Origin of the sequence: Salinimicrobium flavum (genome assembly GCF_042684505.1) — a bacterium.
GTDB lineage: Bacteria > Bacteroidota > Bacteroidia > Flavobacteriales > Flavobacteriaceae > Salinimicrobium > Salinimicrobium flavum.
Genome location: NZ_JBHULT010000005.1, coordinates 289,714 through 313,030 on the forward strand (window position 1 = coordinate 289,714; position 23,317 = coordinate 313,030).

The following is a 23,317-nucleotide window of genomic DNA, read 5'->3' on the forward strand; positions in this document are numbered from 1 at the left end:
CTTTATTTTTTCCAGTTGGCCGGATCCTTATGCCAGTTCATCAGCAGTTCTGCTTCGGCCTGATTTATATAATTCGTTTTCTGGGCGATCTCCAGAAGGTATTCGTAATTGCTCAGGGTATGTAATTCAACCTTTGCTTTCTCGAAATTCTCTCGGGCCTCTTCAAAACCGTAGGAGAAAATGGCCAGCATCCCTTTGATCTGAACGTTTGCCGCCTCAAGGGCTTTGATTGCATTCAGACTGCTCTTTCCTGTACTAATGAGGTCTTCGATGACCACTACCGTTTGACCTTCATCGATCTTTCCTTCAATCTGGTTCTTTCTTCCGTGGCTTTTTGGTTCAGGGCGAACGTATACGAATGGCAGGCTAAGATATTCAGCTACCAGCATGCCTATTCCAATAGCTCCTGTGGCCACCCCGGCGATCACATCGGCCTTTCCGTAGAGCTGCTCGATCTGTTTCGCCATATTTTCCCTGATGAAATTCCGAATAGGCGGATAAGACAAGATGATGCGGTTGTCACAGTAAATTGGGGAATTCCACCCGCTGGCCCATTTGAAGCCCTGTTGTGCATCTAATTTTATTGCTTTAATTTGCAATAGTAACTCAGCCGTTTTGCGTGCTGTTTCTTTATCTAAAATCATACTGCAAATGTATAAAGTTTTTGTAAATGATATTCCGATTATTCTTTCTACTGAAAAGGATTTGGGAGAAAAATATACTTCAATCCCGATAAAAGAAGTTAAATTTAAAAGAATCATCAAAAAGATCAACAAAGGAAAACTTTTATACATCAACCTTTACCACCCCAAAAAAGAGAAATTACTGAAGCATCTTTTCAAAAAACTACCTGTTGTCACCGCAGGAGGGGGAATGGTCTTTAATCCCGAAAAAGAGGTGCTTTTCATTTATCGTAATGGCCGATGGGACCTGCCCAAAGGAAAGATCGAAAAGGATGAAAGCCTTGAAGAAGGTGCCATAAGGGAGGTGGAGGAAGAGACAGGAGTAAAGGGCCTGAAGGTTGACAAATTCCTTCAAAAAACTTACCACGTGTTCCAGCGCAAAGGTAAATACAAACTAAAAGTTACCTACTGGTTTCAAATGTCCACCGATTATACAGGAGAACTCGTGCCCGAAGAAAAAGAAGGGATCATGAAAGTGAAATGGAAGGATGTTGTGAAGGCTCAGAAGGCTCTCAAAAAGTCTTACGCTAACATCAAACTTCTTTTCCCCGAGGAGATCTTACCGGTTTATTCGAAACACGGGATATCTTAAATGTGATATTTCGTAATGGTCTGATCGCTTATGGATCCATTCGAGTTGCGCGTACCAGTTATTTGCAAATTCCCGGTCAGTTTTTTTCTTCTCCAGGAATTCATCTTCCAGTTCGGGATCGTCATCGAGGATCTCCCGTGCAAGATCTTCGAAAACATAAGGGGAGAAACCTTCTTTTTGCTGCAGGACACTGTCAAAGAAATTCCAGTTGAAAAAAGAATCGGGAGCTTCAGGCTCCAGCGTTTCCATGAGATATTTTGCTGCGCGTTGTTCAATAGGTATGAAAAAATCCCCTTTTCTGATCCTTACTTTTTGTTTGACGGTTTTTACTTTAGTCCCTGAATGAGGATAATGCCCCTCATAGGCACTGCTGCGGGTCTTGTAATCTTCTATTTTGTAAACTTCTGCCACCAACATAGTATCCTTTTCGAATTTCTGCATTTCCACTTCGTTCAGTTCTAAAAGTTCAAGTACCGGCCACCATCCCTGCGGAATGATATAACCTTTTGGAAGTGCCACCTGGCGTGCCGGCTTAAAATTGTTATAATATTTTATCTCTTTTGTGAAAGGACGTGTAGTGTCGTACCTAAGGCGATCAAAACCTGTTACCTCGCTTTTTTCAATATCTGCTTCATATCCTTTAAACTGAAGGTTGGAAACCTTGCTGCTGTCGATCCTAAAGTCAAAAGCGTATTTTTTTTGTTTAGGGAACTGTTCGAAGGCACGGGCACGCAGTTTCCTGATGGTATCGGCATCCTTTTCTGTAATTTCGATCATAGATCTCAGTACTTCGTAGGTACCGCGCACCCTATTGTCATAAGGTTTAAGCATGTGCGTCTCTATCATCATTCCGAAGCTGTTCCAGAGGGCAGCATAGCCGGTGGAGTAGCGGGGATTATCGAGGAACTGTGAAAATCCTTTTTCGGGTATATCATTAAAGACATTCACGTATGGAGTGATCTCCCACTTTTTTTCCTGTAGCGATTTCTCCAGGGCCGGTCTCATTTTTTCATTGATATAGCTACCCATTTCGCCACCCATTTTATTATGTTGGGTGAACAAATGAGTGAGCGTGTATTGATAATCTGCACCATTACTCACGTGAGTATCAATGAAAACATCAGGGTTTACCTGGTGGAAGATCTCGTAAAATGCGCGGGTATTGCGGGTATCTGCTTTGATGAAATCCCGGTTGAGGTCAAAGTTCCGGGCATTTCCGCGAAAGCCGTAAGATTTGGGACCATTCTGGTTGGTCCTGGTAAAGGAATTTCGGTTAAGGGCACCGCCAATATTGTAAACAGGAATGGTTGCTATAACCGTATTTTCAGGAACAGGAATTGAATCCTGGGCAAGATCCCTGAACAACATCATGGTTGCATCAATGCCGTCACTTTCGCCTGGGTGGATGCCGTTGTTTATGAAGAGGATCGTCCTTTTACCCTTCATTCCCTCCAGGTCAAAATCTTTGTTGTTGCTGTAGATCACCAGGTGTAACGGCTCCCCACTGTCAGTCTCCCCCATTATCTGCAGGTCTAGCCTGGGATATACTGCAGCCAGATTCTTGTAGTAATCTATTACTTCCCGGTACGTGGCTGTTTCTTTTCCGCCGGTCTTTTCATAAACGGTCGTGAAATCATAGTCCTGTTCAAGGATATAATTGGAAAAGTCACAGGAAGTGAGGGCGAACAATAAAGAAACCAGTGCCAGGATCTTTTTCATGAAAATTCATTTTATGAGCCGTAAACTTAATTAAAAACTCCAAAAACAGCCAGAGGTTCTCCGCTTCTTGTTAAAGATGTCCAAATTGGTCCCACGGGTTTTCTGTCACTAAAAATAAAACTTATTTTAGCCACACCGGCAGATCGCGCCTAAATTTATTAGCACTGTCGTTAGAAAACATCGCAACTTGATAAAAAATCTACTCCTGTTTACCTTCCTTCTTTGCTTCGGAAGTATTTCTGCCCAGACAGTAAATGGAACCCTGATGAATTCTCTCACCAATCAACCTGTGACCAATGCATCTGTTTCTGCGGAAGGTGCTTCAGCAGCCGTACTTACTGCGGAAGATGGCTCCTTTTCTATTTCAGTACTTTCATTTCCCGTGCTCCTGAAGATTTCCGCAGAAGGATTCGAAGAGAAAAAAATAACGATAGAAAATGCCGAAAAAGAACCCGTCATCTATCTTTTACCTCTGGCTGAAACCCTTTCTGAAGTTGTCTTAAGAAGCACTGTAATACCTAAAGAACTTTTACGGACCCCGGCTTCCGTTAGTGTTCTCAACGCTTCAGATCTGAAAAGGAGTGATGAAACCAATATCGTTCAGACTATTAACACGGTATCGGGAGTGTATATACACCAGGGGGCGCTCAACACCAATAAGATCAGCATTCGCGGTATAGGGGCCAGGGCCCAGTATGGAACTAATCGTGTAAAAGCCTATTTTGAAGGCATTCCCATTTCTACGGCAGAAGGGGAGACCACCATTGATGATATTGATCCTGCGGTTATAGGAAGAATAGAGATCCTGAAAGGTCCGGTTTCCAGTGTTTATGGTGCGGGGCTGGGAGGTGTTATAAATATGTACGCTGCCCGGGCTACCCAAAAAGGTAGCTCTGCAAAGGTCCGGCTGAGTTTTGGCAGTTACGGCCTCTTTAGTCAAACAGTGCAGGCCTCACATGCCACTGAAAATACTGACCTGGTTGCGACCTATAATGGTCTGAGTACAGATAGTTTCAGGGAGAACGGGGAATATGACCGCAAAAGTTTTACACTTAGTGGAAAACTGATGGATGACGGGAAGAGTTCCGTCTCCCTACTGGCCCAACTCACCCGTCTTAAAGCCTATATTCCCAGTTCGGTAGACAGGGAAACCCTTGAAAATGATCCTGCTTCGGCCGCTTTTACCTGGGCTGCATCCCGTGGATATGAATCTTATGACAGGGGGCTGTTGGGTCTTTCTTTTAAACACAGGTTTTCAAAGCATCTTTCAAATACCACCAGTACCTATCTCAATTTCAGGGATGGCTATGAACCCCGACCCTTTGATATACTGAATGAGAACAGGTTGGCTGCCGGTGCCCGAACTCAATTCAACTGGAATACCGAGATCATTAACCTTCCTTCCGAAATAAGTCTTGGAGCCGAGTACAACAGGGAATGGTACGCTGCTTCCACTTTTGATAACCTGTATGAGAATTTTTCCGAAGAAGGTAGTATACCGGGAGATCTTTTAAGCAATAACACCCAGGACAGGTATTATACCAACCTTTTCGCGCAGTGGAACCTTTCGCTGACCAAAAAACTGCTTATGGAGGCCGGGTTGAACCTTAACTCCACACGGTATGAGTTGACTGACCAGTTTTATGAGGATGAAACAGACCAGTCCGGAAAATATCGTTTTGAGTCCGTTCTTTCGCCGCGTGCAGGAGTTATTTATTCCCCACTAACTTCACTGAATTTGTATGCGACAGTGAGCCACGGATTTTCCACACCCTCGGTGGCAGAGACCCTCACTCCCGAAGGGCTTATCAATACAGAGCTAAAGCCGGAAACCGGGATCAACTATGAAGTTGGCTTCAAAGGGAATTTTTTCCGGAACAAACTCTATGCAGAAATAGCAGCTTTTTCGATCCAGGTTAATGATCTTTTGGTTGCCAAAAGGGTGGCAGAGGACCGGTATATTGGAAGGAATATCGGAAAGACAGATCACAACGGAATTGAATTTCTATTGCAATATAATTTCAGCCTTATTGACGGGGTTCAGATTAATACCCATGCAAATGCATCCTTCAATGATTTTAGTTTTGATGAGTTCGTGGAAGACGAAAAAGATCTTTCGGGCAACGCATTACCCGCGGTACCTGATAAGAGTATTAATGCAGGCCTGGATATTTCCTTTGATTTTGGGTTTGACCTCTATGCCTCTTTTCAGCATGAGGGGGAGATGCCTTTAAATGATGAAAATTCAGGTTTTACAGAAGATTACAACCTCTTCCATTTAAAAGCGGTTTATACTCTAAACTTTTTTAAGAACTGGGACCTGTCGGTTTTTGGAGGAGTGAACAATGTGTTTGATGAGAACTATGCTGCTTCTATTGTTCCCAATGCAATAGGATTTGGAGGGGCATCCCCGCGCTATTTCTATCCCGGGAACCCAAGGAACTATTTTGGAGGATTTTCAGTAAGTTACTTGTTTTAATATAGAACCCTTTTCAGGGTTTCAAACCCTGAAAGGGTTGATTTATTTCTTCACCGCATCGGGTACCATAAAGGCGTAATCCCCGCCGTTGCGTATCACATCCCTTACCACCGTTGAAGAAATATGGCTTTTTCCGGAGGAAGTAATAAAGAAAACTGTTTCAATACCGGCAATTTTAAAATTGGTCTGCCCTATGATCTTCTCGAAATCAAAATCTGTTGAACTTCTAAGGCCCCGTAGGAGGAAATTCGCTTTTTGTTCCCGGCAAAAATCCACCGTCATTCCCGTATAGGTCATAACTTTTATTTTGGGTTCATCTTTAAATGTTTCCTTAAGGAACTTTACCCTATCCTCAAGAGGGAACATATATTTCTTATCGGCATTGACACCCACCGCGAGAATGATCTCATCGAACAGCGGTAACCCACGTTCTATTATATCCACATGTCCCAGGGTGACAGGGTCAAAAGAACCCGGAAAAACAGCTTTTTTCATACCTTATAATTAATCCTGTGATTTAAAAATAGTGAAATTTGGTGAGCTTAAAAGCGCATGGCTGTCTCTATTGCACTTCCGAACAATTCCGGGAGGGTAATACCGGCTGCCTGGGCCTGCTGCGGCAAAATACTGGCTTCACTTAATCCAGGGTTCGTGTTCATTTCTATAAAATGCGGTTCATTATTATGGAAAATAAATTCTGATCTCGAAAATCCTTTCATTTTAAGTTTCCGGTAAATGAGCATGGCGATCTCCTGTACCTCTCTGGTCTGCTCTTCAGAAATCCTGGCAGGGGTGATCTCCTGGGATTTTCCGAGGTATTTGGCTTCGTAGTCAAAAAATTCATTTTCAGATATGATCTCGGTGACCGGCAATGCCGTGACCTCCCCGTTATGCATGATCACTCCCACAGAAACCTCAATTCCGTCAAGAAATGATTCGATGATCACTTCATTATCTTCCTTGAAAGCAAATTTTGTGGCCCTTACGATATCTTCCTTCTTTTTTACCTTGGTGATCCCAAAACTACTTCCGGCTTTATTAGCCTTTACAAAACAGGGTAATCCTACTTTTTCCACAATTTCGTCAGGCAGGACCTCATCTCCTTTATCAAGCAAATAATTTACTGCAGTCTTTATTCCGAAGGGTTTAAGAACACTTATAAGGTCTCTTTTGTTAAAGGTGAGGGCAGACTGGTAGAAATCGCAGGAAGTTTGCGGGATATCGAGCAGTTCCAGGTAAGCCTGCAATAAACCGTTTTCCCCTGGGGTCCCGTGTATGGTATTGAAAACACAGTCAAAAGTGATGAGCTTTCCATTAATAGTGACCGTAAAATTACTTCGGTTGATGGGGTAGGGCTCATCATTTTCTCCAATCACGAACCACTCTTTCTGTAAGATATGAACCCTATAGGGGTTGTATTTGCTGCGATCAAGATTTTTGTATACCACGTTCCCGCTGTTGATGGAAATACGGTATTCGCTGGAATAGCCTCCCATGGCTATGGCAACATTTCTCTTCATAAATGAATATTGGCAGTTTATTTGCGTTAACAAAAATAGGACTATTAAATGAATGTCCGCAAAACCACCTGTTTTTATATCTTTGCTCTTTTAAAAATATCTATGAGTTTTTTCAAATTCCTCTTTAGCAAAACCTTTCTGATACAGTTGGGTTTAGCTGTTCTGGCGCTTTTTTTGATCGTTTTCATTATTCTGAAGTGGCTGGATTTTTCCACCAATCAGGATCAAAGGATAGTGGTTCCAAACCTCGCAAGGCTTTCCCTTGACAAGGTTGACGAACAATTGGAGGAATTGGACCTTCGCAGGGAGATCCTGGATTCTGCAAATTATAATCCTGAATATCCTCCTTTTTCGGTGATCGATCAGGTGCCTCTTCCGGGGAAATTTGTAAAGGAGAACAGGAAGATCTACCTCACCCTGAATCCTTCGGGTTACAGGAAAGTAGAAATCCCCGAGAATCTTATTCGCAGGACCAGGAGGCAGGTGGAACCAACCTTGCGTTCCCTTGGATTTGAAATTGGGACCATCACCTATAAACCCGATGTGGCTAAAGATGCCGTGCTGGAACTAAGGCACAAAGGGGAGCTGGTAGAGCCCGGAATGAAATTACTCAAAACTTCTAAGATCGATCTTGTACTGGGTGACGGTTCAGGCAGGTATGGAATGGAGGAAGAAGATGAAACGACAGATGAAGATACAATTTTAGATGACCTGGAAAATGAAGAATTTGACTTCTGAGAATAACAATCCGGAACTGGATGATAACGATGATGAGCTTTATGAACATCACCGGTTTGTAGCCGATAAAGGTCAGCAACCGTTAAGGGTGGACAAGTTCCTCATGAACTATATCGAAAAAGCTACCCGTAATAAGATACAGACTGCCGCTAAGGAAGGGAACATTCATGTGAATGAAGTACCCGTAAAATCGAATTATAAGGTAAAGCCGGGCGATGTAGTGCAGGTAATGTTTCAGCATCCGCCTTATGAATTCCTGCTTACCCCCGAAGATATTCCGCTAGACATCGTTTATGAAGATGATGCCTTGCTGGTAGTGAATAAACCTGCCGGAATGGTGGTGCACCCCGGCCACGGAAATTACAGCGGCACCCTCATCAACGCCCTGGTCTATCATATTGATAACCTTCCGCAGAACAGCAGTGAACGCCCCGGACTTGTGCACAGGATCGATAAAGATACCAGCGGACTCCTGGTGGTTGCCAAGACTGAGCAGGCCATGACCAAACTTTCCAAGCAGTTCTTTGACAAGAGCAGTGAACGCGAATATGTCGCAATTGTTTGGGGGAATCTCGAAGAAGATGAAGGGACGATTGAAGGGAACATTGGCCGTCATCCCAAGAACAGGTTACAAAATACCGTTTATCTGGGGGATGATGAAGATAAAGGAAAGCCGGCTGTAACTCACTTCAAGGTAATCGAGCGACTTGGTTATGTTACGCTGGTCTCTTGTAAGCTCGAAACCGGAAGAACTCATCAGATTAGGGTGCATATGAAATACATTGGCCATACCCTGTTCAATGATGAACGTTATGGTGGTGACAAGATCCTTAAAGGGACCACCTTCACAAAATACAAGCAATTCGTGGAGAACTGTTTTAAAGTGCTTCCGCGACAGGCTTTACATGCCAAAACACTTGGCTTTAAACACCCGGTGAGTGGTGAGTGGATGAGGTTTGACACACCTATTCCTGATGATATGCAGCAGTGCATTGAAAAGTGGCGCAGTTATTCGAAAAATCAGAAGGAGTTTATCGACTAAATAAGCTTTTTCGATACCATTATCAATAGTAAAGAAAGATCCCGGCAAGAAAACCTTCCGGGATTTTATATTTTAGAGGAGTATTTAAAAAATAGTTTCTTCGGAAAGATCAAAATATGAAAATAGTAGTTTCCCCCGCCAAAACCCTGGATTACGAAACCAGGTTGCCCACCGCTCGTGGCACACAACCCGAATTTTTGGAAACCACAGCTACCATTAACCGGAAGCTGGCCAGGATGTCTAAAAAAGAGATCTCAGAATTAATGGGTATCAGCGACAAGCTGGCAGAGCTCAACCATACCCGTTATCACGAATTCAAAGAAGAGCACAATAAGAAGAATTCCCGCCCCGCTGTGTATGCCTTCAACGGCGATGTTTACACCGGGTTGGATGCCTATTCCATTCCCACAGAAAAACTGGATCTTCTGCAGGATTCCTTGCGGATACTTTCCGGCTACTACGGAATTTTAAAGCCTCTGGACCTTATTCAGCCATACCGCCTGGAGATGGGAACCTCCCTTTCTGTGGGGCGTAAAAAAGACCTGTACGAAATTTGGAAGGAAAAGGTCACCGGTTACCTTAATAAAGAACTTAAGGAAGATGAGTTGTTCGTGAACCTTGCCAGCCAGGAATATTTTAAGGCGGTAAATGTGAAGAAATTAAAGGTTCCGGTCATTACGCCGGTGTTCAAGGATCTCAAGAACGGAAAACTCAAGATCATTAGCTTTTTCGCTAAAAAAGCCAGGGGTTCCATGGTGCGCTACATTATAGATACCAATTCGAAAACCGTCGGGGACCTTAAAGGATTCAACTATGATGGATACCTTTATAGTGAAGAGGAAAGCACTAAAAAAAATGAATTGGTTTTTACTCGATAAGCAGCAGCAGGTTTATTGTTAAAGTATTTCAAAAAGCGGTGTCCCACCGCTTTTTTCTTTTTACTTTCTGAGCAATTGCATCTTTCGGAAGGAAGATATTTTAATTAACGAAAAAAGCATTTTTCAGAAATGGATATAAAAAAGGTTTTAGTAGCGAACAGAGGGGAAATTGCCATCAGGATCTTCAGGGCCTGTACCGAGATAGGTTTACGTACGGTTGGGATATATACTTTTGAAGATCGCTATTCGCTGCACAGATACAAGGCAGATGAAGCTTACCAGATAGGCGCAGATACAGATCCGTTAAAACCTTACCTCGATATTGATGCAATCATCAGAACCGCAAAAAAGAATGAGGTTGATGCCATTCATCCCGGTTACGGATTCCTTTCTGAAAATGCAGAATTTGCGGCAAAATGTGAGGAGAACGGGATCATTTTTATAGGGCCAAAGGTATCTGTATTAAAATCTCTTGGAGACAAGGTAAAAGCAAAGGAAGTTGCGGTTAAGAACAACATCCCGATCATTCAGAGTAACGAAAGGGAATTAAGTTCTGTAGAGGTCGCGCTTGAAGAAGCCGGAAAGATCGGGTATCCTGTAATGTTAAAAGCGGCATCTGGTGGCGGTGGTCGCGGAATGAGGGTCATTCGGAATGATGAGGAACTGGAAAGCGGTTTTCCGGAATCTAAACGGGAAGCCCTTAATGCTTTTGGGGATGACACGGTCTTTCTGGAAAAATTTGTAGAAGATCCTAAACACATTGAAATACAGATCGTAGCCGATAATCACGGTAATATGGTGCATCTTTTCGAACGGGATTGTTCAGTTCAACGCCGTTATCAAAAGGTGATCGAATTCGCGCCTTCGCAGGGGCTGGATGAGGGCATCAAGCAAAAGCTGTATCAATATGCGCTTGACCTTTGTAAAGCTGTTGACTATAATAATATCGGGACGGTAGAATTCCTGGTAGACAGGAGCGGGGAGATCTTTTTTATCGAGGTGAATCCGCGTATCCAGGTAGAACATACCGTGACAGAGATCATCACCAATTTTGACCTTGTTAAGGCCCAGATCTTCATTGCAGGAGGATATAAACTTTCAGATAAACAGATCAAGATAGATGCCCAGGAAAAGATCAAGATCAATGGTTACGCTCTCCAGTGTCGTATCACCACAGAAGATCCCACGAATGATTTTAAACCCGATTACGGTACTATAACTACCTACCGGAGTGCTTCCGGGTTCGGAATAAGACTTGATGCCGGGAGTATTTACCAGGGAGTATCGGTTTCGCCGTTCTTTGATTCCATGCTGGTAAAGGTTTCAGCCAGTAGTCGCACTCTTGACGGGGCGTGCCGAAAAATGCGTAGGGCGCTGGCCGAATTCCGTATTCGGGGAGTGATGACCAATATTGGTTTCCTCGATAACATCCTGGCCAATCAAACATTCAGGAACGGGGATGTCACCGTTAATTTTATAAAAGACCATCCTGAACTTTTTGAGATCAGGAAGACCAGGAACAGGGCTACCAAAATGGTTAAATTCCTGGGGAATGTGATCATCAATGGGAATGAAGATGTCAAAAATGTAAAAGAGGTCCCTGATTTCATTAAACCTGTAGTGCCCGATTTTCCTTCAGGGAACGGATATCCAAAAGGGACAAAAGACCTGCTGACAGAATACGGTCCCGAAAAATTCTCCCGTTGGTTGATGCACGAGGGAAAAGTACATTATACAGATACTACCATGCGCGATGCGCACCAAAGTCTCCTGGCTACCAGGATGCGAAGTACAGACATGTTGAAAGTTGCTGAAGGTTTTGCCCGTAACCATCCCGAGGTATTCAGTATGGAGATATGGGGAGGAGCCACTTTTGATGTATGTATGCGTTTTTTAAAGGAAAACCCCTGGGAACGACTAAGGTTGCTCAGAGAGGCGATGCCTAATATCTTAATGCAAATGCTGCTACGAGGCTCTAACGGAGTGGGATATACAGCTTACCCGGATAATCTTATCGGGAAATTTGTGGAGCAGTCCTGGGAGAACGGGATAGATGTATTCAGGATCTTTGACAGCCTTAACTGGATGGAATCTATTGCACCCTGCATTGAACATGTAAGGACACGAACCGAAGGGCTTGCAGAAGGAGCCATATGCTATACCGGCGACATTATGGATCCTAAAGAAACTAAGTACTCCCTGGAGTATTACGTGCAGCTGGCAAAGGATATTGAAAATGCCGGTGCCCATATTATCGGAATTAAAGACATGGCAGGTATCCTTAAACCCGATGCTGCCTTTGAATTGATCTCTGCAATAAAGTCACGGGTCAATTTGCCGATTCACCTGCACACACATGACACCTCTTCCATCCAGGCAGCCACCTATCTCAAGGCTATTGAAGCAGGGGTAGATGTGGTAGATGTTGCCCTGGGGGGACTCTCCGGTCTCACTTCCCAACCTAACTTCAATTCTATTGTTGAAATGTTAAGGTTCCATACCCGCGGACGATTGCTTAACACAGATAAACTCAATGAATACTCCCGGTATTGGGAGGCCGTTAGGCGCTATTACTTCCCATTCGAATCGGGATTAAAGGCCGGTTCAGGGGAAGTGTATAAACATGAGATCCCGGGAGGACAATATTCCAATCTTAAACCTCAGGCAGAATCGCTGGGGCTGGCAGATCGTTTCCACGAGATCACCGAAATGTACGGTAAGGTAAATGACCTTTTTGGGGATATTATAAAAGTAACCCCCAGCTCTAAAGTGGTGGGTGACATGGCGCAGTACCTGGTAAGCAATAACCTTAGTATAGAAGATGTGCTTGAAAAAGGCGAAGAAATTTCTTTTCCGCAGTCTGTAAAAAGCTTTTTCAGAGGAGACCTTGGGCAACCACATGGCGGCTTTCCCGAGAAGTTGCAGAAGATCATCCTCAAAGACGAACAGCCTTATACAGACAGGCCTAATGCGCATTTGGAACCCATAGATTTTGAAAAGGAATTTTCAGAATTCGAAGCAATGTTTGGGGAAGGATTGGGCAGGGACCTGGATATCACCGATTTTTTATCCTATAAATTATATCCCAAAGTTTTTACAGAGGCCTATAATCATCATGTGGAATACGGCGACGTCCTTAATATCCCAACTAAAAATTTCTTCTACGGAATGAAACCCGGGGAAGAGATCATTGTGGAACTCGATAGAGGAAAAACCTTGCTCATTCAGTACATGTCTTCAAGTGAACCTGACGAAGACGGGATGGCAAAGATCTACTTTAAGGTGAACGGACAAACCCGTGCGGTTGAAGTGAAAGATGAATCGGTCAAGGTTGAAAAGGTCGTACACCAGAAGGTGGATAAAAATGATAAAAAACAGATTGGCGCACCGCTTCAGGGTGCCTTGTCCAATATTCAGGTGAAACCCGGCGACTCCGTAGAAAAGAATCAGCCCTTGTTCGTTATTGAAGCGATGAAAATGGAAACCACCATCACCGCGAACTCTGACGGAGAAGTCGATAAGATCATTTTAAAAGAAGGAGATATGGTTTTTGCAGATGATTTGGTAATTGTTCTTAAATAGATATGAGATGTGAGTAGTGTGATTTTTAAAACACCAAATTCCAAAAAGAATTAATGTAGCCTCAGGGTTGTTGGTATCCTGAAGTTAGATTTTAGAATTTGGAGTTTTTTTGTGACTCATGGCTTAAAATTTGCATAAAACCTGGAATAATCCTCAAATCTTCAAATAGCAACATGTTCCATCATAAACATCCCTATGATCCCTTTATTCCCGAAAATGCCACAAAACTCATCGTGGGTACTTTGCCGCCTCCGCGGTTTACCACCCGCGAACTAAAAGAAGGGGATGTAGATTTTTGCTATGGAAGCCGTGACGGACTCCTATGGATGGTAATCGACCGGGTTTTTGGACTGGACCTTAAGTTTGAGAATACAGATGAGGCAGTTAAAGAACGTAAAGAATTCCTGGCCAAAAAAGGAATAGGGATTTGTGACACCGTAGAAAGCTGCAGGAGAGAAAAAATCGATGCTTCAGATTTGGGGATGCTTAAAGTAGAACTGCGGGACCTTATCTCCATCCTTAGGGATCATGAAAAAATCGATACCCTTCTTTTTACCGGAGGGAACAGTAAAAATGGCCCTGAATTCTTCTTCCGGAAGCTTTTAAAAGAATACGATCTAAAATTTAAGGTGATCTCCAATGATGTGCCCCGGGTACACCAGTTCCTGCTGGATGGAAGATCGATCAACACCGTGTCCCTTACCGCTCCATCTGGCTCAGCAAACCGGGCGATTGGAAGTATGGCGCTGTATAAAAAGCTAAAAAAACAAAACCCCGAATTCAATACGATTGATTTCAGGGTTTTGCAATACCGTCAGTTCCTTGAGAACTAAACGGGTTCTTTTTCAAGAGGATTTTTTGTTTTTTGTGGCTTAACTCTGAATTTCTTCCGCTTTGGCCTCAGCTTGCCCCAACTGTTGAGGGCAATTTTTCCTCTCTTGGTCTTTTTGTCACCTTTACCCATTATTTTTTATTTTTCTGGTCTCTAATTGTTCTTTCATTAATATCAAAATCGTTTGTTTCAATATCTCTGTTCCCAATTTCACCACTTAACGGGTCACTGTCACTACGACGTCTTCTCTGTCTTTGCTTCTTCTTGTTCTTATCTTCTATAATTCCCATGACATTTTAAATTTTGGTTCTCTTCAATATACAAAAAACCAGCCCTGAATTCTATTAAAGACTTGTTATAAGAAGGTTAAACTAACGCAGTTGACCAATAAAGTCGGCAATTTTATTGGTGCCGTGGGTGTTGAGCTGTTTTATAAAAGCACTTCCCACGATCGCTCCTTTGGTAGTTTTGGTGGCCTGTTTAAAGGTTTCTGCATTATTTATTCCGAAGCCTACGATTAGAGGTGTCTGCAGTCCCATTTTTGAGACTTTTTCGAAATAACTTGTATGTCCTTCTCCAAAGCCTGCAGTGCCTCCGGTAACACCTGCACTGCTTACCATATAGATAAAGCCCTGTGAGATCTTATCTATCTTTCGTATTCTTTCCTCGGAAGTCTGGGGGGTGATCAGGAAGATAGGGATCAGATCATATTTTTCGAAGATCGACTTGTAATGTTCCTCATATTCCTCCGCCGGAAGATCCGGAATTATGACGCCGTCTATACCTACCTCCCTGCACAGGGCACAGAATCTTTCCACCCCAAACTGAAGGATAGGATTAAAATATCCCATGATAAGCAACGGGATCTTGACTGTTTCCCTTATATTTTCAAGTTGCGAAAACAGTTTTTGAGTGGTCATTCCCTTTTTCAGTGCAATTTCTGAACTTCTTTGAATGGTAGGCCCGTCTGCCAGGGGATCACTAAAGGGCATTCCTATTTCTATCATGTCTACCCCGTTCTTTTCGAGTTCCCTTATGATGGGAACGGTATCTTCCTGCTGCGGGTAACCCGCGGTAAAATAGATGGAAAGCAACTTTTTCTGGGGGTCTTCCTGTAATTTTTGTTTGATTCTGTTCATTCGTTGAATATGATTTATTGTGAAGCCGTCTCGAAACTTCGGAAGTTTCAGATCCTGAAACAAGTTCAGGATGACGTAGCTCTACAAATTAAAATGTTCGATATAGGTGTTGAGGTCCTTATCACCACGCCCTGAAAGATTCACCACCACCACCTCATCTTCTTTGAACTTACGGTCTTCAAAAATAGCCAGGGCATGGGCCGTCTCGATCGCCGGAATAATGCCTTCCAGCTGCGAGAGCATCAGGCCTGCTTCCATGGCTTCCTTATCTGTTATAGAAATGAATTCCCCGCGACCCGTTTTGAACAGGTTGGCGTGCATAGGACCTACTCCCGGGTAATCCAGTCCGGCCGAAATGGAATAGGGTTCGGTTATTTGTCCGTCATCGGTCTGCATCAGCAGGGTTTTGCTTCCGTGAATGATCCCTTCCTTTCCAAGTGCCGAGGTCGCTGCGCTCTTCCCCGAAGCGATCCCTTCCCCGGCCGCTTCTACTGCTATGATGTTGACCTCCTCCCTGTCCAGGTAATGATAGAAAAGTCCGGCAGCATTACTTCCGCCGCCCACACAGGCCACGACATGATCGGGATCTTCGCGGCCTTCCTTTTCCAAAAGCTGTTTCTTGACCTCTTCGGAAATCACACTTTGAAAACGGGCCACCATATCAGGATAGGGATGCGGCCCTACCACAGACCCTATAATATAATGAGTGTCCAGAGGATTATTGATCCAGTCCCTGATTGCTTCATTGGTCGCATCCTTAAGAGTGCGGCTACCCGATCGCGCCGGAACAACAGTTGCTCCCAGCATCTTCATTCTTGCCACGTTAGGTGCCTGCCGTTCAATATCCACCTCTCCCATATAAACGATGCACTCCAGCCCCATCAACGCACATACCGTTGCTGTTGCAACCCCGTGCTGTCCCGCGCCGGTTTCAGCGATGATCCTGTCCTTGCCAAGACGTTTCGCCATAAGGATCTGTCCTACGGTATTATTCACCTTATGCGCCCCGGTATGGCAGAGATCCTCGCGTTTTAAATAGATCCTGGTCCCGTATTTCTTACTGAAACGGTCAGCATAGTAAAGTGGGGTAGGACGGCCTACATAATCTTTAAGCAGCTGGTGGAATTCTTTTTTGAAAGATTCCTCCTGCATGATATTGATATAATTCTTCCGTAGTTCTTCAACATTGGGATACAACATTTCAGGAATGAATGCTCCTCCAAAATCGCCGTAATATCCTTTCTCGTTTACCTGGTAACTCATATTATTTTGTTTTAAGACAGCAGCCTGTCCTTGAATATTTTTAATTTTTCCGGATCCTTTACTCCGGGTGCAGTTTCGAACCTGCTGTTAACATCGAGGCCATAGAAAAGATGCTGCATCTTATTTTTTTCAAAATAGTCGTAAAGGTCTTTTATGGCGGGTACCTCTTCCACTCCAATTCCTCCACTTAGGAAGAAAGGGACAGAAGATGGATATTTTTTCAGTATCTCCCAGTTAAAAGTGATCCCGTGACCGCCTTTGTTCTTGCCTTTTGTATCAAAAAGGAAAAGATCAACCACTTCTTCATAATCCTTTAAAATGCTGAATTCAAACTCATCTTTTACTCCAAAAACCTTGATAAGCTGAATTTCTTCAGAAAGTTTTTTCTTCAAAGCCCGGCAGTAGTCCTTAGATTCATTACCGTGCAACTGGATGGCCGAAAGTTTGAATTCTTCTGCTTTTTCCAGGACAAATGCTCCCGAAGCATCTACGAAAACCCCTGTTTTCCTTATGGCCGGATCTTTTACCTCTACAGTTTCTGAAACATACCTGGGAGAACCTTCAAAAAAGATAAATCCGAGATAATCTGGATGCAGGTCAGCCACCTTATTAATGTTTTCCTGGTCTCTCATGCCGCATATTTTAAGCTTTAACTCCATTATCTCCCCGATTTTAATTCCTGCATGAATTTTTGGGCACTATTCCCGGGATCTTTTGTCTTCATGAAATTTCCGCCAATAAGGAAGCCTTGAAATCCGCTTTTTTGAAGCTCCAGGATCGAGGAGGTCTCGCTAATGCCACTTTCAGATACTTTTACAAACTCAGAAGGGATTTCCTCTGCCAGGTTTTTGCTGATGTTGAGGTCCATTTCAAAGGTTTTCAGGTTCCTGTTGTTGACCCCAATCATGTCTATGGACGGCATTATTGACCGCTCCAGTTCCTCCTGGTTATGAACTTCCAGAAGAACTTCAAGGCCCAGCTTCCGGGCAAGAACCGAAAATTTTCTGATCTCTTCTGGCTTCAGAAGGGCAGCGATCAACAGGATCACATCGGCGCCAAACGCTTTTGCCTCAATAATCTGGTATTCGTCAATAATAAAATCCTTCCGAAGCAAGGGGATATTTACAGTTTCCCTTGCCAGCATAAGATCATCTGCGGTACCGCCAAAATAAAGTTCATCTGTAAGGACAGAGATACCTGCAGCCCCTGCTTTTTCGTATTCCGAAGTAATTTCAGCAACATCGGCGTCGGGATTGAGATCGGGGAGGGAAGGAGACCGCCTCTTGAATTCGGCTATAATTCCGGGAGGGGAAGTACGAAGGCGTTTGGCTAAGGAAATACATTTCCTTTTAAAGTGCGGCAGCAATTGCAATGCCTCCACAGGAACCATTTCTTTTTGTTCTTCTACCTCCAGGCGTTTATCGGTAGCTATCCTGTCCAGTATATTCATTTCTTTTTTCATTCGCTCAAATTCTGAAGTTTTTGAAAGGACCTCAAAGCTTTACCGGTCAACAGCGCTTCTTTAGCAAGGTCAAAACTTTCCTGTAGTCCTGTATTTTTAACGGTGTTAATGGCCATCGCGGAATTAGCGCAAACCACGTTATTCTGGGCTTCACTTCCTTTACCATTTAAAATATCCAGGAAAATGGCAGCGGCAGATTCCACTGTATTTCCTCCTGATATTTGTGAAGCAGCGATCTGGGATACGCCAAAATCCCCTGGCTTCAGCATACCTTCAGAAGTATTGGAGATGGTTTTTGTTTTGCCGGTAAGGGAGATCTCGTCATATCCATCAAGTGCATGTAAAATGGTGAATTTCTTATCTGTTTTTTGATACAGGTAACCGTACATCCTGGCCAACTCAAGGCTGAATACCCCAACTACCTGGTTCCGTGGAAAGGAAGGGTTCACCATGGGTCCCAGCATATTGAAAAAGGTCTTTACCGCAAGGGATTTTCTTATAGGCGCCACATTCTTCATGGCCGGATGAAAAAGGGCGGCATGAAGAAAACTGATCCCGGCCTCGTCCATACTTTTCTTTAAAAAATCCTGGTCATCGCTGAACCTTATCCCCAGCTTCTCCATAACATTAGAGCTGCCGCAGCTCGAAGAAACCCCGTAATTTCCATGTTTAGCCACAGGGATTCCTGCCCCTGCCGTTACAAATGATGCGAGGGTGGAAATATTAAAGGTGTCTTTTCCATCTCCGCCTGTTCCGCAGAGATCAACGGGATCATATTCCTGCAGGTCCACCGGCAGACAGAGTTCCAGTAAAGCATCCCTGAAACCTTCGAGTTCATCTATGGTGATGCTTCGCATCATGTAAACGGTCAAAAAAGCGGCGATCTGGCTTTCATTATAGTTGCCGTTGGAAATATTGATCAACGCAGACCGTGCCTCTTCTTTTGAGATGGTCTCATGATTGATAAGCCTGTTAAGTAGATCTTTCATTCTTACTGTTTTTTCCTTCCGGAACTTTTATTGTTTTTCCTGAATACCTGAAGTGGTATTTTCTTCTGGTGATGATTTTACCGGACTTTTGACCCAGTTCTCCAGAATCTTTTTACCGTGAGGGGTAAGAACAGATTCCGGGTGGAACTGAACTCCTTTTACATCGAAAAAGCGGTGTCGCAGGGACATTATCTGCCCGTTCTCATCATAAGATGTCGCCTCCAGGCAGTCGGGAAGGTTTCTGGCCACGACCCAGGAATGGTACCGGCCTACTTCCATCTCTTTTTCAAGGTTCTCAAACAGGGATTCATCACTCACACAAAGTTTGATCCTGGAAGAAACGCCATGGTAGACCTGCTGGAGGTTTATAATGCTGCCTCCAAAAACCTCCCCAATGGCCTGCTGACCAAGACATACTCCAAAAATACTTTTCGTGGGAGCATACCGGGCAATGATTTCCTTTAGGAGTCCGGCTTCATCGGGAATGCCCGGGCCCGGGGAAAGGAGGATCTTATCGAAATTTTCTACTTCTTCGAGCTCAAGCTCATTATTTCTTTTCACAGTCACCTTGCAATCCAGTTCTTCAAGGTAGTGCACCAGGTTATAAACGAAGGAGTCGTAATTGTCGATCACCAGAATTTTCAGGGGTTTACTCTCATCCCCTCCCTGGCCCCCGGAGGGAAGGGTGTTTTTATTGATATATTGATCTTTTTCCATTTTGCTATTATAACTATCCCCTATTTGTCAAGGAGAGGTGCCCGCAGGGCGGGGTGATTTATATTTCTTCTGCTATTTCAAGAGCGCGGGTAAGGGCACCCAGTTTGTTGTATACCTCCTGCAATTCATTTTCTTCCTTAGATTCTGAGACGATGCCTGCACCTGCCTGGTAATGTAGCTGATGGTTTTTGCTAAGAAAAGATCTGATGACAATGGCATGGTTAAAATTTCCTTTAAAATCCATAAAACCTATCGCGCCCCCGTAAAAATCCCGGTTCACATTCTCAAGTTCCTCAATGATCTGCATCGCACGATGTTTTGGAGCACCACTCAGCGTTCCTGCCGGGAAAGTATCGGCCACCATTTGCATGGTAGGAGTGAGGCTGTTCTTTTTTGCAGTGACTTTACTCACCAAATGGATCACGTGTGAAAAATACTGGATCTCCTTATAGGTTTCCACTTTTACCTCGCTGCCGTGGCGGCTAAGGTCATTACGGGCGAGGTCTACCAGCATTACATGTTCTGCGTTCTCTTTTTTATCTGCTGCCAGATCACGTGCATTCTGTGCATCAAGTTCATCGTGTCCGGTTCTTTTGAAAGTACCTGCAATAGGATGAATTTCTGCTTTCTCATCTTTTACGACAAGTTGGGCTTCAGGTGAACTACCGAAGATCCTGAAATCTCCATAGTCGAAATAGAACAAATAAGGGGAGGGATTCACATTTCGCAGGGCACGGTACACATTGAATTCATCCCCTTTAAAAGTTTGGGAGAACCTTCGGGAGAGTACCATCTGAAAAACATCGCCCCTTTGGCAATGGTGCTTTACCATTTTCACCTTTTCCATATAACCTTCGTCTGATTCGTTGGAAACCGGTTCCCCTTCCGCAGAGAAATGATAGGATGCAAAATTTTTCACTTTCAGCAACTGCTCTATTTGCTCCAGGTTACTTTCGGTATCATAACTATGGTCAAAAATGTAGGCTTCATTATTAAAATGATTGATAGCGATGATGTTCTGGTAAACGGCATAGTAGATATCGGGTATCTCCAGGTTGCCTTTCTTCTTATTAATATTAATATTCTCAAAATATCTCACTCCGTCATAGGCGATATACCCGAACAATCCCTGGTTGATGAAATTGAACCTGGGGCCGTTGGAGCTGAACTTTTCTGCAAACTTTTGAATTGCCAGGGGAATTTTAACTTCTGCGTCTATAGGGACATCAAAATTTGAACCGTCAGGGAAAGTTTGTGTAAGTATTTCTTTTTCTACCTTGAGGGATGCAATAGGATTACAGCAGATATAAGAAAAGCTGTTTTCGCTCCCGTGATAGTCACTGCTCTCCAGCAGCAGACTGTTGGGAAACTTATCTCTTATCTTGAGATAGATGCTAACAGGCGTGAAGGTATCTGCCAGAAGGGTTTTATAAGTGGTTTTTAATTTATACATCATAGTGCTGTAATCGTTTATTGAAAAAATGCTCATTTATAGACATAAAAAAAGGCCTGTCGTGTGACAAGCCTTTGTATATAGTTACAGGAGGTGTTGCTCACGACGTTCGACGTAAGTACTTCCACCACCAGTTATTGTTTAATTCATTGTTCATCTGGAGGCAAATATAAGCTGGTTAAATCATTAAATACAAATAAAACCAGAAATTTTAGGATAATATTTAAGGTGAAAAATATTATACTGCGCCGGCCTGTGACATACGGATTATTATCTTTGCAGGAATTGAAAAAGTCGAACCAAAATCAAAGTTATGAAAGAACTAACTCAGGAAGAATGGAAAGAACAATTGGAAAGGGATGAAAATGCAGAGATCCTGGATGTAAGAACTCAAGAGGAAGTAGAAGAAGGGTATATTCCCAATGCAAAAAATATTGATATCTATAAAGGCCAGGGGTTTGTAGAAGAGATCCAGAAACTCGACAAGTCCAAAAATTATTATGTGTATTGCAGGTCGGGAGCTCGTAGTGCTCAGGCATGTACTTTTATGGATCAAATGGGATTTAAGAACACTTATAATCTTATTGGCGGTTTTTCAAATTGGACCGGGCCAAAATCGGAATAATTTTAAGTTTTATTTAACATTCGTTAAAAGGACGTTTCTTCTCGATGAATAACGTCCTTTTTTTTATGCTTTAAAAACAGCAGCTGCAGGGGATAACCGTAAAAAAATTGTTAAAAAATCAGGGAGTGTCACAGCCGGGAGATATTGTAAATTGGGAGTTAATTATTTTAAAAAGTTGATTTTCCATATGTTAAAAAATTTGGTTTTTAAATTATTAAACATAGATTCGGAAAATCTTTTAACAATTTAACTTAAAATTTAATTTATGAAATTAAAAAAAACCTCTACGTTTTTGGCAACCGCTTTTGCAGTTGCAGCAATGGTTTCCTGTTCGAAAGAAGAGGGAACAAACATGGAAATCCAGGAAGAAGCAAAATTTAATCAAAGCTATTCCCAGGCAATTCCAGACCAATACATTATTGTCTACAAAGAGTCCGGTAAATTAAGTGGAGACCACACGCTTAATAAACAGGAAGTTCAAAACAAGACACAAAAATTATTAAGCCAAAACGCCATTGGTGATGCCGAGATCATTCAGGTTTACAGTGCAGCTCTTAGCGGGGTAACTGTTAGAATGTCTAAGGATCAGGTTGCAAAACTTCGCGGCAATGACAAGATCGCTTACATTGAGCAGGATCAAATCGTTGCTTTAGCTCCTCCTTGTGGAACTCCTAATGGAGGTCCATGTGATGGAGACGGTGGCGGTGGTGACGGTGGAACTTCCTCTCAGGAAACTCCTTACGGTATCGCAAGAGTTAATGGAGTGGCAGACTATACAGGATCTGGGGTAGCATGGGTGATCGATACAGGTATCGATCTTGACCATGAAGATCTTAATGTTGACGCTTCAAGAGGATTTAACGCTTTCACTTCTGGTAAGGATGGTGGTTCCCTTGATGACGGTAATGGTCATGGTTCACACGTAGCCGGAACTATTGCTGCCTTGAACAACAGTGTAGGAGTTATTGGTGTTGCTCCTGGAGCAACTGTAATTCCTGTTAAAGTTCTGGACAGCAGAGGTAGCGGATCTTACTCTGGTGTAATCAATGGAGTAGATCACGTAGCTGCAAACGGAAACTCAGGTGACGTTGCCAACATGAGTTTGGGTGGACCTGTTTCTGCAGCTCTTGACACTGCGGTTAAAAATGCAGCTGCCAAAGGTATCAAGTTTGCACTTGCTGCAGGAAATGATTCTGATGACGCTAACAACTATTCTCCTGCGAGGGTTAATGGCACCAATATCTACACGATTTCTGCAATGGATGTGAATGACAGCTTTGCTTATTTCTCCAACTTCGGAAATCCACCGGTAGATTATGTTGCTCCTGGAGTTTCTATCAAGTCAACCTGGAAAAGCGGAGGGTACAATACCATTAGTGGTACTTCTATGGCCTCTCCTCATGCTGCAGGTATCCTGTTATTAGGTAATGCTTCAACTGACGGTACCGTTTCAGGAGATCCTGACGGAAATGCAGATGCTATTATGGTTCACTAGAATTAGCATAATATTTTATTAAAAAGCACCCTTTAGGGTGCTTTTTTTATGTTATGTGATATTGATCAGCCTACTAAAAAATTACAAACCCTACCTTTAGGAAAATTAA

Annotated in this window: 22 protein-coding genes; 9 read left to right on the forward strand and 13 right to left on the reverse strand. The window is 43.2% G+C overall.

The window, feature by feature from the left end:
* Window positions 1–2: 2 nt before the first annotated feature.
* Window positions 3–644 (reverse strand): orotate phosphoribosyltransferase, encoded by a 642-nt coding sequence (pyrE, locus tag ACFSTG_RS01760; RefSeq protein ID WP_380747861.1) that lies wholly within the window; start codon window positions 642–644, stop codon window positions 3–5.
* Window positions 645–651: 7 nt separating this feature from the next.
* Here pyrE and ACFSTG_RS01765 point away from each other — a divergent pair, with 7 nt between their 5' ends.
* The gene (locus tag ACFSTG_RS01765) at window positions 652–1,275 is read left to right on the forward strand and encodes an NUDIX hydrolase (protein ID WP_380747863.1); all 624 of its coding nucleotides are present in this window, start codon (window positions 652–654) and stop codon (window positions 1,273–1,275) included.
* Here ACFSTG_RS01765 and ACFSTG_RS01770 read toward each other — a convergent pair.
* Complete coding sequence (locus tag ACFSTG_RS01770) at window positions 1,243–2,994, reverse strand: M14 family metallopeptidase (RefSeq protein WP_380747865.1); 1,752 nt, start codon at window positions 2,992–2,994, stop codon at window positions 1,243–1,245. The two genes, ACFSTG_RS01765 and ACFSTG_RS01770, sit on opposite strands and share 33 nt — an antisense overlap.
* A 187-nt stretch (window positions 2,995–3,181) precedes the next feature.
* Here ACFSTG_RS01770 and ACFSTG_RS01775 point away from each other — a divergent pair, with 187 nt between their 5' ends.
* The gene (locus ACFSTG_RS01775) at window positions 3,182–5,473 is read left to right on the forward strand and encodes a TonB-dependent receptor domain-containing protein (RefSeq protein WP_380747867.1); all 2,292 of its coding nucleotides are present in this window, start codon (window positions 3,182–3,184) and stop codon (window positions 5,471–5,473) included.
* 42 nt (window positions 5,474–5,515) lie between these two features.
* On the opposite strand, the gene coaD is transcribed toward ACFSTG_RS01775, so the two are convergent.
* Together coaD and ACFSTG_RS01785 are read right to left on the reverse strand one after the other, a co-directional pair.
* Window positions 5,516–5,968 (reverse strand): pantetheine-phosphate adenylyltransferase, encoded by a 453-nt coding sequence (coaD, locus tag ACFSTG_RS01780; protein ID WP_380747869.1) that lies wholly within the window; start codon window positions 5,966–5,968, stop codon window positions 5,516–5,518.
* 47 nt (window positions 5,969–6,015) lie between these two features.
* Entirely contained in the window at window positions 6,016–6,993 is a 978-nt protein-coding gene (locus ACFSTG_RS01785) for a D-alanine--D-alanine ligase (RefSeq protein ID WP_380747871.1), read from the reverse strand.
* A gap of 102 nt (window positions 6,994–7,095) precedes the next feature.
* On the opposite strand from ACFSTG_RS01785, the gene ACFSTG_RS01790 reads away from it, so the two are divergent.
* The 5 genes from ACFSTG_RS01790 (at window position 7,096) to ACFSTG_RS01810 (ending at window position 14,066) form a co-directional block, all read left to right on the forward strand.
* Window positions 7,096–7,731 carry a PASTA domain-containing protein gene (locus ACFSTG_RS01790; protein WP_380747873.1) on the forward strand — a complete coding sequence of 212 codons (636 nt, stop codon included), beginning with the start codon at window positions 7,096–7,098 and terminating at the stop codon, window positions 7,729–7,731.
* Window positions 7,712–8,773: an RluA family pseudouridine synthase gene (locus ACFSTG_RS01795; protein WP_380747875.1), complete on the forward strand. Its 1,062-nt coding sequence runs from the start codon at window positions 7,712–7,714 to the stop codon at window positions 8,771–8,773. The genes ACFSTG_RS01790 and ACFSTG_RS01795 overlap by 20 nt, the downstream gene beginning before the upstream one ends.
* A gap of 116 nt (window positions 8,774–8,889) precedes the next feature.
* Complete coding sequence (yaaA, locus tag ACFSTG_RS01800) at window positions 8,890–9,651, forward strand: peroxide stress protein YaaA (RefSeq protein WP_380747877.1); 762 nt, start codon at window positions 8,890–8,892, stop codon at window positions 9,649–9,651.
* A 129-nt stretch (window positions 9,652–9,780) separates the two neighbouring features.
* On the forward strand, window positions 9,781–13,233 hold the full coding sequence (locus tag ACFSTG_RS01805) for a pyruvate carboxylase (RefSeq protein WP_380747879.1): 3,453 nt from the start codon (window positions 9,781–9,783) through the stop codon (window positions 13,231–13,233).
* A gap of 173 nt (window positions 13,234–13,406) precedes the next feature.
* Complete coding sequence (locus ACFSTG_RS01810) at window positions 13,407–14,066, forward strand: uracil-DNA glycosylase family protein (protein WP_380747881.1); 660 nt, start codon at window positions 13,407–13,409, stop codon at window positions 14,064–14,066.
* Here the strand turns inward: ACFSTG_RS01810 and ACFSTG_RS01815 are convergent.
* The 9 genes from ACFSTG_RS01815 to ACFSTG_RS01855 all read right to left on the reverse strand — a co-directional run bounded on the left by ACFSTG_RS01815 (window position 14,063) and on the right by ACFSTG_RS01855 (window position 21,088).
* Entirely contained in the window at window positions 14,063–14,197 is a 135-nt protein-coding gene (locus tag ACFSTG_RS01815; RefSeq protein WP_380747883.1) for a 30S ribosomal protein THX, read from the reverse strand. The two genes, ACFSTG_RS01810 and ACFSTG_RS01815, sit on opposite strands and share 4 nt — an antisense overlap.
* Complete coding sequence (locus ACFSTG_RS01820; protein ID WP_380747885.1) at window positions 14,197–14,355, reverse strand: hypothetical protein; 159 nt, start codon at window positions 14,353–14,355, stop codon at window positions 14,197–14,199. Before ACFSTG_RS01820 ends, ACFSTG_RS01815 begins: the two co-directional genes overlap by 1 nt.
* A gap of 81 nt (window positions 14,356–14,436) precedes the next feature.
* Window positions 14,437–15,204 carry a tryptophan synthase subunit alpha gene (trpA, locus tag ACFSTG_RS01825; RefSeq protein ID WP_380747887.1) on the reverse strand — a complete coding sequence of 256 codons (768 nt, stop codon included), beginning with the start codon at window positions 15,202–15,204 and terminating at the stop codon, window positions 14,437–14,439.
* A gap of 81 nt (window positions 15,205–15,285) precedes the next feature.
* Window positions 15,286–16,467, reverse strand: a complete 1,182-nt coding sequence (gene trpB, locus ACFSTG_RS01830) for a tryptophan synthase subunit beta (RefSeq protein ID WP_380747889.1) — start codon at window positions 16,465–16,467, stop codon at window positions 15,286–15,288.
* 11 nt (window positions 16,468–16,478) lie between these two features.
* Complete coding sequence (locus ACFSTG_RS01835) at window positions 16,479–17,099, reverse strand: phosphoribosylanthranilate isomerase (RefSeq protein ID WP_380747891.1); 621 nt, start codon at window positions 17,097–17,099, stop codon at window positions 16,479–16,481.
* A 26-nt stretch (window positions 17,100–17,125) separates the two neighbouring features.
* Window positions 17,126–17,917, reverse strand: a complete 792-nt coding sequence (trpC, locus tag ACFSTG_RS01840) for an indole-3-glycerol phosphate synthase TrpC (RefSeq protein ID WP_380748420.1) — start codon at window positions 17,915–17,917, stop codon at window positions 17,126–17,128.
* Between the two features lie 8 nt (window positions 17,918–17,925).
* Entirely contained in the window at window positions 17,926–18,918 is a 993-nt protein-coding gene (gene trpD / locus ACFSTG_RS01845; protein WP_380747893.1) for an anthranilate phosphoribosyltransferase, read from the reverse strand.
* Between the two features lie 27 nt (window positions 18,919–18,945).
* The gene (locus ACFSTG_RS01850) at window positions 18,946–19,635 is read right to left on the reverse strand and encodes an anthranilate synthase component II (RefSeq protein WP_380747895.1); all 690 of its coding nucleotides are present in this window, start codon (window positions 19,633–19,635) and stop codon (window positions 18,946–18,948) included.
* Between the two features lie 58 nt (window positions 19,636–19,693).
* Entirely contained in the window at window positions 19,694–21,088 is a 1,395-nt protein-coding gene (locus ACFSTG_RS01855) for an anthranilate synthase component I family protein (protein WP_380748422.1), read from the reverse strand.
* Window positions 21,089–21,401: 313 nt separating this feature from the next.
* Between ACFSTG_RS01855 and ACFSTG_RS01860 the strand changes: the two genes are divergently transcribed.
* Window positions 21,402–21,713 carry a rhodanese-like domain-containing protein gene (locus ACFSTG_RS01860; RefSeq protein ID WP_380747897.1) on the forward strand — a complete coding sequence of 104 codons (312 nt, stop codon included), beginning with the start codon at window positions 21,402–21,404 and terminating at the stop codon, window positions 21,711–21,713.
* Between the two features lie 265 nt (window positions 21,714–21,978).
* Window positions 21,979–23,208 (forward strand): S8 family peptidase, encoded by a 1,230-nt coding sequence (locus ACFSTG_RS01865; protein ID WP_380747899.1) that lies wholly within the window; start codon window positions 21,979–21,981, stop codon window positions 23,206–23,208.
* Window positions 23,209–23,317: the final 109 nt, after the last annotated feature.

What these genes read in the sequence shown, in the direction of transcription:
- trpC (WP_380748420.1), bottom strand. Translation starts at nt 17,917, where the DNA reads ATGAATATACTGGACAGGATAGCTACCGATAAACGCCTGGAGGTAGAA.
- ACFSTG_RS01835 (WP_380747891.1), bottom strand. Translation starts at nt 17,099, where the DNA reads ATGAGAGACCAGGAAAACATTAATAAGGTGGCTGACCTGCATCCAGAT.
- ACFSTG_RS01770 (WP_380747865.1), bottom strand. Translation starts at nt 2,994, where the DNA reads ATGAAAAAGATCCTGGCACTGGTTTCTTTATTGTTCGCCCTCACTTCC.
- ACFSTG_RS01820 (WP_380747885.1), bottom strand. Translation starts at nt 14,355, where the DNA reads ATGGGAATTATAGAAGATAAGAACAAGAAGAAGCAAAGACAGAGAAGA.
- ACFSTG_RS01790 (WP_380747873.1), top strand. Translation starts at nt 7,096, where the DNA reads ATGAGTTTTTTCAAATTCCTCTTTAGCAAAACCTTTCTGATACAGTTG.
- ACFSTG_RS01785 (WP_380747871.1), bottom strand. Translation starts at nt 6,993, where the DNA reads ATGAAGAGAAATGTTGCCATAGCCATGGGAGGCTATTCCAGCGAATAC.
- pyrE (WP_380747861.1), bottom strand. Translation starts at nt 644, where the DNA reads ATGATTTTAGATAAAGAAACAGCACGCAAAACGGCTGAGTTACTATTG.
- ACFSTG_RS01795 (WP_380747875.1), top strand. Translation starts at nt 7,712, where the DNA reads ATGAAGAATTTGACTTCTGAGAATAACAATCCGGAACTGGATGATAAC.
- ACFSTG_RS01815 (WP_380747883.1), bottom strand. Translation starts at nt 14,197, where the DNA reads ATGGGTAAAGGTGACAAAAAGACCAAGAGAGGAAAAATTGCCCTCAAC.
- ACFSTG_RS01855 (WP_380748422.1), bottom strand. Translation starts at nt 21,088, where the DNA reads ATGTATAAATTAAAAACCACTTATAAAACCCTTCTGGCAGATACCTTC.
- ACFSTG_RS01810 (WP_380747881.1), top strand. Translation starts at nt 13,407, where the DNA reads ATGTTCCATCATAAACATCCCTATGATCCCTTTATTCCCGAAAATGCC.
- trpB (WP_380747889.1), bottom strand. Translation starts at nt 16,467, where the DNA reads ATGAGTTACCAGGTAAACGAGAAAGGATATTACGGCGATTTTGGAGGA.
- yaaA (WP_380747877.1), top strand. Translation starts at nt 8,890, where the DNA reads ATGAAAATAGTAGTTTCCCCCGCCAAAACCCTGGATTACGAAACCAGG.
- ACFSTG_RS01765 (WP_380747863.1), top strand. Translation starts at nt 652, where the DNA reads ATGTATAAAGTTTTTGTAAATGATATTCCGATTATTCTTTCTACTGAA.
- trpA (WP_380747887.1), bottom strand. Translation starts at nt 15,204, where the DNA reads ATGAACAGAATCAAACAAAAATTACAGGAAGACCCCCAGAAAAAGTTG.
- ACFSTG_RS01805 (WP_380747879.1), top strand. Translation starts at nt 9,781, where the DNA reads ATGGATATAAAAAAGGTTTTAGTAGCGAACAGAGGGGAAATTGCCATC.
- ACFSTG_RS01850 (WP_380747895.1), bottom strand. Translation starts at nt 19,635, where the DNA reads ATGGAAAAAGATCAATATATCAATAAAAACACCCTTCCCTCCGGGGGC.
- coaD (WP_380747869.1), bottom strand. Translation starts at nt 5,968, where the DNA reads ATGAAAAAAGCTGTTTTTCCGGGTTCTTTTGACCCTGTCACCCTGGGA.
- ACFSTG_RS01865 (WP_380747899.1), top strand. Translation starts at nt 21,979, where the DNA reads ATGAAATTAAAAAAAACCTCTACGTTTTTGGCAACCGCTTTTGCAGTT.
- ACFSTG_RS01860 (WP_380747897.1), top strand. Translation starts at nt 21,402, where the DNA reads ATGAAAGAACTAACTCAGGAAGAATGGAAAGAACAATTGGAAAGGGAT.
- trpD (WP_380747893.1), bottom strand. Translation starts at nt 18,918, where the DNA reads ATGAAAGATCTACTTAACAGGCTTATCAATCATGAGACCATCTCAAAA.